This is a genomic window from Marinomonas sp. 5E14-1, assembly GCF_039939215.1.
In the GTDB taxonomy this organism is placed as follows: domain Bacteria; phylum Pseudomonadota; class Gammaproteobacteria; order Pseudomonadales; family Marinomonadaceae; genus Marinomonas.
Genome location: NZ_JBDXMW010000008.1, coordinates 189,191 through 200,059, shown reverse-complemented (window position 1 = coordinate 200,059; position 10,869 = coordinate 189,191). Strand labels below are relative to the sequence as shown.

At 44.1% G+C, this 10,869-nt stretch carries 12 protein-coding genes; 3 read left to right on the top strand and 9 right to left on the bottom strand.

Going from position 1 to position 10,869, the window contains the following annotated elements; translation table 11 throughout:
• Window positions 1-130: 130 nt before the first annotated feature.
• Both ABFY09_RS09675 and ABFY09_RS09670 read left to right on the top strand, forming a co-directional pair.
• Entirely contained in the window at window positions 131-646 is a 516-nt protein-coding gene (locus tag ABFY09_RS09675; RefSeq protein ID WP_347984107.1) for a hypothetical protein, read from the top strand.
• A gap of 172 nt (window positions 647-818) precedes the next feature.
• Entirely contained in the window at window positions 819-1,655 is an 837-nt protein-coding gene (locus tag ABFY09_RS09670; protein WP_347984106.1) for an AraC family transcriptional regulator, read from the top strand.
• 26 nt (window positions 1,656-1,681) lie between these two features.
• Here the strand turns inward: ABFY09_RS09670 and ABFY09_RS09665 are convergent, their stop codons facing one another.
• The gene (locus tag ABFY09_RS09665; RefSeq protein WP_347984105.1) at window positions 1,682-2,272 is read right to left on the bottom strand and encodes a LysE family translocator; all 591 of its coding nucleotides are present in this window, start codon (window positions 2,270-2,272) and stop codon (window positions 1,682-1,684) included.
• A 100-nt stretch (window positions 2,273-2,372) separates the two neighbouring features.
• On the opposite strand from ABFY09_RS09665, the gene ABFY09_RS09660 reads away from it, so the two are divergent.
• Window positions 2,373-3,473, top strand: coding sequence for an isochorismatase family protein (locus tag ABFY09_RS09660; RefSeq protein WP_347984104.1), 1,101 nt, complete (start codon window positions 2,373-2,375; stop codon window positions 3,471-3,473).
• Between the two features lie 6 nt (window positions 3,474-3,479).
• Here the strand turns inward: ABFY09_RS09660 and fecE are convergent, their stop codons facing one another.
• From fecE to ABFY09_RS09620, 8 genes are all read right to left on the bottom strand, one after another.
• Complete coding sequence (fecE, locus tag ABFY09_RS09655; RefSeq protein WP_347984103.1) at window positions 3,480-4,247, bottom strand: Fe(3+) dicitrate ABC transporter ATP-binding protein FecE; 768 nt, start codon at window positions 4,245-4,247, stop codon at window positions 3,480-3,482.
• 17 nt (window positions 4,248-4,264) lie between these two features.
• Entirely contained in the window at window positions 4,265-5,221 is a 957-nt protein-coding gene (gene fecD, locus ABFY09_RS09650) for a Fe(3+) dicitrate ABC transporter permease subunit FecD (protein ID WP_347984102.1), read from the bottom strand.
• Window positions 5,221-6,222, bottom strand: a complete 1,002-nt coding sequence (locus ABFY09_RS09645) for an iron chelate uptake ABC transporter family permease subunit (protein WP_347984101.1) — start codon at window positions 6,220-6,222, stop codon at window positions 5,221-5,223. Before ABFY09_RS09645 ends, fecD begins: the two co-directional genes overlap by 1 nt.
• A 4-nt stretch (window positions 6,223-6,226) precedes the next feature.
• Window positions 6,227-7,108 (bottom strand): Fe(3+) dicitrate ABC transporter substrate-binding protein, encoded by an 882-nt coding sequence (locus tag ABFY09_RS09640; protein WP_347984100.1) that lies wholly within the window; start codon window positions 7,106-7,108, stop codon window positions 6,227-6,229.
• A gap of 109 nt (window positions 7,109-7,217) precedes the next feature.
• Window positions 7,218-8,246, bottom strand: coding sequence for a gluconate operon transcriptional repressor GntR (gntR, locus tag ABFY09_RS09635; RefSeq protein WP_347984099.1), 1,029 nt, complete (start codon window positions 8,244-8,246; stop codon window positions 7,218-7,220).
• Between the two features lie 115 nt (window positions 8,247-8,361).
• Window positions 8,362-8,853 (bottom strand): gluconokinase, encoded by a 492-nt coding sequence (locus ABFY09_RS09630; protein ID WP_347984098.1) that lies wholly within the window; start codon window positions 8,851-8,853, stop codon window positions 8,362-8,364.
• Between the two features lie 82 nt (window positions 8,854-8,935).
• Entirely contained in the window at window positions 8,936-10,252 is a 1,317-nt protein-coding gene (locus ABFY09_RS09625) for a TRAP transporter large permease subunit (protein WP_347984097.1), read from the bottom strand.
• On the bottom strand, window positions 10,245-10,802 hold the full coding sequence (locus ABFY09_RS09620; protein WP_347984096.1) for a TRAP transporter small permease subunit: 558 nt from the start codon (window positions 10,800-10,802) through the stop codon (window positions 10,245-10,247). Before ABFY09_RS09620 ends, ABFY09_RS09625 begins: the two co-directional genes overlap by 8 nt.
• Between the last annotated feature and the right edge of the window lie 67 nt (window positions 10,803-10,869).

Here is a 10,869-nt window from a genome sequence, read left to right as displayed (position 1 = left end):
AAATAGAATGGCCTGTTGAGTTTTAGTTGGATGTGAAATATGGTGGATTTATATTAATTAAATCGGCTGGGAATGAGTAATTCTACAGCCTCGTTAGTTGCTTAAGTATCATCAACGAATATGGATAAGTATGAAAGAAAAAGAATTCTGGGAATCGTATAAAGAGCTTTCTGCTCAACTTGCATCCGAATTGCCCGAGTTAGTGGTGCCTTTTGGTGAATTATTTGTTATTTGGTCACCATTTATTATGCTGGTTTTTTTGTTTTTTAAAATGATTGACCTATTGTTTAAAAGTGCATCTATCAAGTTCTTAGCCAATGGCTTCGTCTATTTATGCAAGTTTACTTGGAACGAAGCATATAAAGAACCTGAGCATAAAGGCTTAATAATCGAAGCATCAATTAAGGTACAAAGAGCTTTCCATAAAACATGCGCCTGGCTTCAAGGTGTTTGTGGTTTCATAATGATTATCTATGCCATTTTTATAATTCTTTTTTTAATGTTTTTTTATTTCAAGGGAGGATTTGCTTTCGAAGATGGACTTATACTGATAATCCTTTCCGCAGCTGGCATCTTTGTCGGTCTCTTACAAATAGGGTTGTGCCACCAATCAATTAAATTGGCAAAATCCCTGCCTCGCAACTAACAAGCGCATTAAACTCGCTTTCTTCGGTCGCCGGACGATTGCAAGCTCGCGTCGTTTATGGTGGCATTACATTCCCCATTAATCACCGTAATGCCCACCAATCGCAAAAGTATAAATGTATTCGTTATCAAATTTGTAAGTTAATTGACCCTTTAGTAAAAAGGAGTGTGTTTTGAAACCCTCTACCCATCCCATTTTCTGGCGCGATAGCGAGTTGCCTTACGTTGAATTACGGCAAGTTTTGGATGGCCGAAAAGTAACTTATACGCCACATTCTCATAGAGAGTGGTCGATTGGCGCTATCCTCGATGGTCAGAGTGAATTTCTTTGTGCTGGTCGATTACATCAGGTTGAGCAAGGCGCTTTGGTGATGATGAATCCAGATCAAGTGCACGCCTGTAATCCAAAGCAAGACTCTCCTTGGGCGTATTATATGATGCATCTCGACAAAGATTGGTTAGCCTCTTTACTGCATGAATCTCATGTGAGAGACGACATAACTTGGATTGATACGCCAATGGATACCTTATTGTCAGATGCGTTTTATGTGTCTTTTGTCACACTTTGTGATCAGCTCATGTCAACGTCGAGTACGAGTAAAGAGAAAGAAGCGCAATTGAGTCGCTACCTTGTGTCTCTGTTTGAGCATATCAATACGCTGGACAGCCAAGCCAAACCTCACACCTTATTGCCTAGCAATGCACTTTACCAAGTGGCGGATTATTTGGATCAATCCTGTTTGGAAGACATTTCGATAGAGGCCATTAGTGGGAAATTTGGCTTTAGTACCAGTTACTTAGTTCGCGCCTTTAAACGCCACTTTAATATGACGCCTCATGCTTATCGGTTAAATCGCCGTGTTCAGCTAGGTCAGCACGCCTTGAAAAAAGGCCAGCCCATTGCGGACATTGCTCAGGCAGTAGGTTTCAGTGATCAAGCACATTTTCAACGAACCTTTAAGCAAAGGGTTGCCGCGACACCAGAACAATACCGACAAAGTAGAGCGTAATAAGGTAAAGCTCCGACAATCGATTGCTAAAGCAATATCAAGCCACAGCTTCCTGCGAGTAGAATCGCTAAGCTTTTATTGAGTAAACGCATTTTCCTTGGGCTTTTAAAAAATTGCCCTAATGCCTTTCCTATCCATACCCAAACGCTTAAAGATAACCAACAAATAGGTAAGTATAAACTGGCAAAGACCACAATTTCTGTCGTCTCAGCATTCGGGATATAAGCCGAAATACCAGACAATGACGCTAACCAAGCTTTTGGGTTCAGCCATTGCATAATCGCGCCAGTCATGAAGGTTGGTGCGTTGTCTGACGAACCAGAGTTGAGATCGCCATTGTCCATAAACAATTGGTAACTTAAATACAGAAGAAAGGCGATGCCGAACCATTGCAGCGCTTGCGTGATCCAATCTAATTGATCAACCAAAAAGCCCAACCCAAAACCAATCAATAAAAACAGCGCAATAAAACCCAGTGTCGCGCCAGTGATATAAATTAGCCCAACGCGTGTACCATAACGGGCGCTGCCGCTTAATGACAGAAGGTTCACAGGGCCGGGTGACAAAGACGCGGCCAAGGCAAAAAAAGACATAGAAGAAATTAATGATAAGGTCACAAGAGTATTCCAGAAGTAAAAAACGTAGAGCGACTATCGCTTTTCTGGGATCATGAGTATTGAACAAAATTGACCTACCGGAAGGGGTTTGGATTTAAATATGGAAAAGATACGTTTATTGGCTTTGTCTGGCAGTTTAAGAGAGGCTTCTTTCAATACCAGTGCATTAACCGCTTTGTCATTGCTGGCGCCAGACTCTATTGAAATCTCGATATTTCCTTTACACGACATGCCTTTATTTAACCCAGATAAAGAAGATGAAAGCAGCCCGCTGTTGACGGATTTAAAAGCCATGTTGGCATCGGCAGATGGATTGATCATTGCTAGCCCAGAATACGCACATGGCGTATCTGGCGTTATTAAAAATGCATTAGATTGGTTGGTGAGTGGTCATGAGTTTGTTGATAAGCCGATCATGCTGATCAACACCTCTCCCAGAGCATCGCATGCGCAAGCATCATTGCGAGAAATCTTAACGACTATGTCTGGTAAGCTAATTGACTCTGCTCATGTGTCGATTCCGTTATTGGGTGCCCAGTTGGACGTTCAAGGTATCACCAAAAATTCTGGCATTGCGGGTGCTTTAAAGGCGGGGTTGGGTAAATTCTGCCAAGCAATCCGTGGCGAAGAAGAGAGCAATACAACCACGGCGTTGATGATGATCGACATGCAAAAAGGCATGTCGTGGCCGCAAGCAGGCATAAGAAATAATCCAAACGCAGAGCAAGATATGGCGGAATTATTAGCCCATTGTCGTCAGCGAAATCAGCCTGTTATTCATGTGCGCCATCATTCCACAGAGCCTGATTCTTTGTTTTGGCCTGAGCAAGAAGGCGTAGAACCGCAAGGTGCTTTTTTGCCTTTGAAAGGCGAAAAGGTGGTGGTGAAGTCGGTGCCTGATGCGTTTACCCATTCAGACCTTGAAGTGTGGTTACGAAAGCAGAGTATTGGTCGCCTATTGGTGGTTGGTGTGAGCACCAACAATTCTGTGGAATCGACTGTCAGAAGCGCAGGCAACTTAGGTTTTAATACCTTCGTGGTCGCGAATGCTTGTTTTGCGTTTGAGAAGGAAGACTTCGACGGACAACATCGCAGCGCCCAAGAGGTTCACGCCATGTCGCTCGCCAATCTTGATAGCGAATACGCCACCGTGATTCAGCAAGAGGAAGCGTTAGGCTTATTTTCTAATCTTGGCGCTTAATCGCTCTTATTCCACGACACACATTGGTGTGTTGGCGATTGGGTCTCGGTGGATTTGTGCGTCTAATGAGAAAACCGTTTTCAGCATGTCTTGAGTGAGGACGTTTTCTGGTTCCCCTTGGGTGATGATTTCGCCGTCTTTCATGACGATCAAGTGGTCACAATAACGTGCCGCTTGGTTGATGTCGTGAAGTACTGTGATGATGGTTTTGCCAGACGAATTCAGCTTTCTGAGGGTTTGCATTAACTCCACTTGGTGGCTCAAATCCATATAGGTCGTTGGTTCGTCTAATAATAAATACGGCGTGTCTTGCGCTAATGTCATAGCCAACCAAGCGCGTTGGCGTTGTCCGCCAGACAGTTCGCTTACGAGTTGTTCACCCAATTCGGTAATGCCCACTTGCGCCATCACATCGTTAATAATGCGATTGTCTTCCTTGTTTAAACGCCCCCAAAAACCTGTGTAAGGGCTGCGACCGTAAGCCACTAAGTCTTTTACTTTCACGCCTTCTGGAATCGGTTGTGTTTGTGGCAGCAGAGCCAGTTCTTTTGATAACTGGCGAGAAGGCATTTGATGCAAGTCTTGATCGCTCCAAAACACTTGGCCTGTCATGGGCTTTAGAATGCGGGCCATGGCTTTTAATAAGGTGGATTTTCCGCAACCATTTGGTCCTAACAGAGCGATGATTTTTCCCTTCGGAAGCTCAAAGCTCACCTCTTTTACAATGGCTTTACCGTGGTAGCCAACGGATAAATCTTGAGTGCTAAGTGACATAATGTGTTTCGTCCGAACTATTTGTTTTTAAATAAAAGCCAAAGAAAGTAAGGTGCGCCAATAATGGCCGTCATAATCCCAGCGGATAATTCAATTGGCGGGTCAATGGTGCGAGCCACTAAATCCGCAAATAACAGTAATATTGCGCCAACCAGCATGGTGCAAGGCAATAATATTTGATGCTGTCCGCCCACTAATTTGCGCGTCAAATGGGGTGCAACTAAGCCTAAAAAGCCGATTGGCCCACAAATGGCGACGCACGATGCGGTGAGTCCCACTGCAACCGCTAATGATGTTAAACGCAATGTATTGGCATTCACACCGAGGCTGATCGCGCTGTCGTCGCCTAGTGAGATTAAATTCAGAGATTTGGCTAACCAAAGTGCGATGGGAATCAAACCGAGCCAAGGCAACAATATGAAAAATTGATTCCAGCCGCGTCCCCACAAACTGCCCGTTAGCCAGAGCAAGGCATTGTTGATTTCTAAGGGTTTTACCAACATCAGGAAGTCGACCGTGCTGGCGTAAAGTGCGCCCAAGGCAACGCCTGTGATGGCAAGCTTAATGGCGCTGCTGTGATTGCCACACAACCACCACAAAATAAAGGCCGCAGAAAAACCGCCCAATAACGCCATGGCAGGCAACCACGCAATGTCGGATGTTGGGAACAAGGTCATATAAGTCACAGCGGCTAAGCCAGCGCCATGACTCACGCCAAGCACATCTGGCGAGGCTAACGGATTGCGGATCACACCTTGAACAAGCGCGCCCGCCAGCGCCATCATGGCACCCACCATCATGGCTAACAAGGTGCGAGGAAAGCGGTATTCGTAGACGGTGAAATAGTGCTCACTGTCTGCTTGAAAGCCGTTTAATATTCCCTCGAAGGAAATAGAAACCGCGCCAAACATTAAGTTCGCCACCAGTAAAAGGGACAGAATAACGAGTAATAACGGCCATGTTTTGAGTGACATTACGAGGCCCTTTTCTTAACAAGATAGATGAAGAAAGGCGCGCCAATGAGAGCTAATATGGCGCCAGCGGGTGTCTCTAATGGGAAAATAATGCCACGACTTAAGGTGTCTGCAAGTACCACCAAGGCGCTGCCCATTAACATGGATAAAGGTAGAAAATAGCGGTGATCTTGTCCGCATAAGATTCTTGCCATGTGCGGGACGAGCAAGCCAACAAAGCCGATGCTGCCAGATGCGCCGATGGCGGAACCGACTAAAATCAGCACCAACACACTGCCAGCCAGTTTTGTCCAAATCAGTGAAATGCCTAAGTTCTGAGCGTTGTCATCGCCCAGCTGTAATAAGTTGAGTGTTGGCGTGAGCAATTGGCTGCCAATCAAGGCGAATAATGCGACAGGCCAGAAGAGTGACCAAGTGTCCCAGTTGCCATTAGCGAAACTGCCAGCGAGCCAAGACAAGACAGCGGATGCTTGATCTTCTTCCATAATCACCAACGCCTTGGTAAAAGCGGCACAAAGGGCTGAAATCGCCACGCCAGCTAAAACCAAACGGCCAGTGTCGCTGCCTCCACGCCACGCGCTGCCGAGAATCATCACTAACGTCCACGCCACGCCACCGCCGATCATTGCCGCCATGGAAATACCGAGCAAGCCGAACCAAGGCGTAATGGTCGAAACCGCCGCCATACCAAGCGCCGCACCAGCGTTTACACCTAGAACAGCAGGAGAAGCAAGCGGGTTTTGTGTTAAGCCTTGCATCACCACACCCGCCGCAGCGAAACACGCGCCAACGGTGGTGGCAAGCAAGGCTCTTGGCAGACGAATGTCTTGTACGATTTGTTGCGCAATGGAATCTTCGCTTGGTGACAACACGCCTTCTATGGCGTCCATAGCAGAAATAGGAAAGCTCGACCACGTGAACAAACTGGCCCAAAAGCTAAGTAACAGCAGCAGGAAGAAGAGCAAGCAGTAGCTTATGTAAATAAAGGAGGAAGGTTTCATAGCATCATTTTGAAGTCAGCAGCTCGACTAATTGCCCAGCAATGCTTTCAGCGGCAACAACGCCACGGCTGCGAGACCAAATACTCGGATTGTAAATGTGATAAACATGCTCGTTTCGCACCGCTTTGAGTATTTTCCATAATGGGGATTTTTGCCATGTATCTGAAATGTCTGAAGAGGTGTAATGGCCAAGAATCAAATACTCAGGATTGCTCGCCAATAACTGCTCTAACCCTGTGTGAACGGAACTGACTTCATTTTCTAACATGGGTGGCGTTTTAAATCCCAAAGACTGTAGCAAGGAACCCACATATGATTTTCCCGGGTGGAGCGAGGCGTGTTTTTCCATGGCGTTACCGAATTGCACTTCAATGCCTTTTGGCAATTGGTCTGCAAAGCCTTGCATAATCTCTTTATGCTTGGCGAGGCGTGCTTGCATGGCGTCTTCTTTATCCAGCACTTTACCAATAATCGCGGCGGCTTTTAGGTTGCTCTGATAAGGCTCGCGACGAGACGGCAAAATCAAGGTCGGCGCGATTTTTTGCAAATCTTTATAGACGGTTTGGTGGCGGCTGAAATCCGCAATGATTAAGTCTGGTTTTAACGAGGAAATAACTTCTAAACTGGGTTGTGAGCGTGTGCCAACAGATTCCCAAGGTGTAATTAACGCGCGTATTTCGGGTGAGATTCGTGCAGAGTCTTTGTCGTCCGCGATACCAATTGGGCTGACGCCAACAATGGCGAGAGCGTCCACAAAAGAGAATTCCAACACCACAATGCGTTGCGGCACATAATCAATGCTAAAGCTTCCTTGGCTATCTTGAACGGTGACCGCAAAAGTCGACAGAGAAATAAAGAAAGAAAGGCACGCGAAAAAGCGTTTCATACAACAAAACCTTAGCGAATAAATAAAAACATGAGAATAATAACACTTCCTAATTGCGCATAAAGTGTTATTTCCTTATAAGAAATCATGTTTAGTAGGTTTTGTGAATCTAAATACTCTCTCCGGGTTCTATCTTGAAGGGTAAGTTAATGATTCTTTCTGTGACGGGATTACCTTTTAAACGAGATAACAAGTGCTCAGCGGCCAAACGACCTATTTCTTCTCGAGGTGTAATAACTGTAGCCAACAATGGCACCATAACTCTTGCGATATCGTGACCATGAAAGCCTGCAATTCCCATTTCTTCTGGAACTTTAATGCCAGCCTTTTGGCAAGCGAAGAGAGCGCCAATTGCTAAATCGTCATTTGTACAAAAGATGCCATCTGTATCAGGTTGTTTTTCTAAGGCTTCTTTCATGAATTGTTCACCCAATGAGAAAGACGAGGCGCTGTCTGTAGTGATACAGAGTTCAGTCAAACTATTATCGTTCATTGCTGCTTTGTAGCCTTGCAACCTTAACAAAGTTCTTTGGTCCATTCGGGCAGCAAAATACACAATTTTAGTATGACCTTTTTGAATCATGCATTCTGTCATAGCGTAAGCGGCTGCTTGGTTGTCGATACCGATTGCTTGCTCAATTGGTTGTGATGTGGAATCCATGATTTCAATGACTGGAATACCTGCCACACTAAGCATCTTTCGAACACGCTCGGTATGATAACTTTCCGAAATAATCAGGCCGTCAACATTGTAAGAAAGTAAGGTTGCAATTCTGGCTTCTTCGGCTTCTTGGCTGTAACCATAATGAGCTAACATGGTTTGGTAACCAGCAGGTTCTAATATGGATTCAATGCCACGAATAACTTCGGCAAAAACATGGTTAGTTAATGATGGTAGTAAAACTCCAATCGCGTTGCTTTTAGACTTAGATAAAATATCTGGCGCGCGATTAGGTATGTAGCCTAAATCATCTAAGGCTTCTTTGATCTTTATTCGTAGAGGAGAAGAGACTTGATCTGCATCTTTAAGATAACGACTCACCGTCATTTTTGTCACGCCGACTAAATTGGCAACATCTTGTAGTGTAGGGCGTTTATTTTTTATGCCTGAGCTTTTCATATCAAGAGATTTATCCATGAATTGTTACCTGTAACATTAGCATAAGCAATTCATGGCTAGAAATAAAAAAGGTAATTTAGCGTGACTGTGTACAAGGGCATAACAGCTTAATTATGCCTTTGTATCTTCCTCTTTAGGTTTTAGGGAGAAACGAAAGGGCTTCGTTCAGAACCGCATCCGCATCTTGAGAGATATCAATAACAAATGCTTCTTCTTCTGTCGGCTCGACCAAGATCGCAAACTGGCTTTCTAGCATTTCACGACCGTTAAAATAATGACCATCGCGTTTTTGGTGTCGTTCCCAGATAGTATCAATATTGCCTTTTAAGTAGATCATAGCAACATCATTCAGACCCTGACGGAGCATAGTTCGATATTCAGGCTTCAAACCAGAACAGGCAATGACCGCAGTTGGATTATCGATTAATAATCTGTTAAGTACCGCTAGCCAATCTTTACGGTCGTCGTCTGTAAGAGGAATTCCTTGGCTCATTTTTGCTACATTTTCTGCACTGTGAAAATCATCACCATCAAAGAAACGATAGCCAAGTTCATCCGCGATGTTTTTACCTATTAAAGACTTACCGGAGCCTGAAACGCCCAATACTACAATTTTTTTAATCATCTTCTTAAATCCTTATGCCTTGCTGTTATCAGCAAGGCTATATCGTTCGAAGAACCGCTTGAACGGCATTATTTCTTGCTGTCTATTTCCACCAAAGTGCTAATTCTGGGAAGAATATGACCAAGGCGAGTACGACAACCTGAATGCCAATAAAAGGAAGCAAAGAGCTGAATATTTCACCTAGACTTATATCTTTGGGTGCAACAGATTTAAGGTAAAAAGCGGCAGGGCCAAAAGGTGGTGATAAGAAAGAAACCTGCATATTCAAACAGAACACCACACCGAACCAAATTGGATCTAAGTCGAGCCCTACAATAATGGGTACAAAGATAGGCATAGTTAACAATGCGACACCTACCCAATCTAAGAACATACCTAAGACAAGTAAGATAACCATCATGATCATAATGGTACCCATAATGCTGCCGCCACTTAGAGCAAGAATGATTTCTTCAACAAAATCGATACCGCCCATCAAGTTGTAGACACCAACAAGAGCGGTTGCACCAATACCAATCCAGATGATCATGCCACATGTGCTCATAGTCGCTTTGGCACTGTCTTTGATCATAGAAAAATCAAGTTCGCCACGAATAGCTGCACTAATTAAGATACCGACTACGCCTAGAGCAGAAGCTTCTGTTACCGATGCAACACCTAAATAAATACTGCCAAGAACCGTCATAACAGTTAGTAGAGGAAAGAAAAGCGCTTTGAAATAGTTGATGTCATCATCAGCGGCAAGTTCTTCTGCTGTTGGTAACGGCGCGTATTCTGGATGAATACGGCATAGAATAAGGACGTAAGCCATGTAGGCAAAAGCCAATATAAAAGCAGGTAAGAACGCAGCTTTAAATAAATCACCAATAGAAACGCTGGCCGTTAAACCGTAGATAATTAATACAATGCTTGGAGGTAGCATAGTGCCAAGTGCGCCACCTGCACAGGTTGTTCCGATTGCTAACTTACGGTTATAACCAAGGCGTAACATTTGAGGTAAAGCTAGAATACCCAACAGAACGGTTTCACCACCAATAACACCAGACATAGAGGCTAAAACCATCGCAACCAATAATGTTTGTACGGCAACACCGCCACGAAGTTTACGGCCGAAGACCTTCATAGCATCGAACAAGTCTCGCGCGATTCCAGACCTATCTAAAAGTGCCGCCATTAAGACAAACATAGGAACAGCGAGGAAAACATAACTGCCAACAAAACTATATAAGCGACTGGTAATTAGTGGCAATGCGCCAACACCAAACCAACCAATAGCAAAAACCAGCGCGACAAGAGCAGTAACAAAGGCCAACTGCATGCCAGTTAACAATAATAGAATCATGGAACTGAGCATGAGTAGGCTGCCATAGCCTATGCCCATAGTGGATAAATCAAACATCTTTGCGTTTCCTAAGGCCGTTAATCTCTTGAATCAGGTGCAACAAAAACTGCACAAACATGATACTTAAAGTAAGAAAAATCATACCTTTTACTAATGCTGGGAAAGCAGGGTTCCAAGCTGAACCAGATGTCTCTAAACGTATTTCACCAAATGGTGAGAACCAAGAATCTTGTACTACTTGATAAGCTGCCCAACTTAATAAACCAGAAAAAATCAGCCCCATAATATGGTGGAAAACATTTAGCCAACGTCGAGTTCTGTCTGAAACCATATCGTAGATCAACACGACGCGAACATGTTTGTTAATCGATAGTGCATAAATTCCACCGAAAACAAATAAACAACCACCAAGGAATGAAGCGGCTTCATGTACCCATATTGTGGGGGCGTTGAATATATAGCGCATTAATACTTCATAAAAAGAAATCGCAACAGTGAGGATAAATAATAGACTCAAGATATTGCCAAGCTTATAGATGAAACGATCTAAAGCGTTTCTTGGCTCGTCCGAGTTATCAGTAATAGGAGGATGAATAGCTTCTTTCATAATCAGGTCCAATGAAAAGCAGGCGCAATATTACACCTGCTTTGCGTGGCTTAATAAACCGTCTTAG

What these genes read in the sequence shown, in the direction of transcription:
- ABFY09_RS09625 (WP_347984097.1), bottom strand. Translation starts at nt 10,252, where the DNA reads ATGTTTGATTTATCCACTATGGGCATAGGCTATGGCAGCCTACTCATG.
- ABFY09_RS09645 (WP_347984101.1), bottom strand. Translation starts at nt 6,222, where the DNA reads ATGAAACCTTCCTCCTTTATTTACATAAGCTACTGCTTGCTCTTCTTC.
- fecD (WP_347984102.1), bottom strand. Translation starts at nt 5,221, where the DNA reads ATGTCACTCAAAACATGGCCGTTATTACTCGTTATTCTGTCCCTTTTA.
- ABFY09_RS09620 (WP_347984096.1), bottom strand. Translation starts at nt 10,802, where the DNA reads ATGAAAGAAGCTATTCATCCTCCTATTACTGATAACTCGGACGAGCCA.
- ABFY09_RS09630 (WP_347984098.1), bottom strand. Translation starts at nt 8,853, where the DNA reads ATGATTAAAAAAATTGTAGTATTGGGCGTTTCAGGCTCCGGTAAGTCT.
- ABFY09_RS09640 (WP_347984100.1), bottom strand. Translation starts at nt 7,108, where the DNA reads ATGAAACGCTTTTTCGCGTGCCTTTCTTTCTTTATTTCTCTGTCGACT.
- fecE (WP_347984103.1), bottom strand. Translation starts at nt 4,247, where the DNA reads ATGTCACTTAGCACTCAAGATTTATCCGTTGGCTACCACGGTAAAGCC.
- ABFY09_RS09675 (WP_347984107.1), top strand. Translation starts at nt 131, where the DNA reads ATGAAAGAAAAAGAATTCTGGGAATCGTATAAAGAGCTTTCTGCTCAA.
- gntR (WP_347984099.1), bottom strand. Translation starts at nt 8,246, where the DNA reads ATGGATAAATCTCTTGATATGAAAAGCTCAGGCATAAAAAATAAACGC.
- ABFY09_RS09660 (WP_347984104.1), top strand. Translation starts at nt 2,373, where the DNA reads ATGGAAAAGATACGTTTATTGGCTTTGTCTGGCAGTTTAAGAGAGGCT.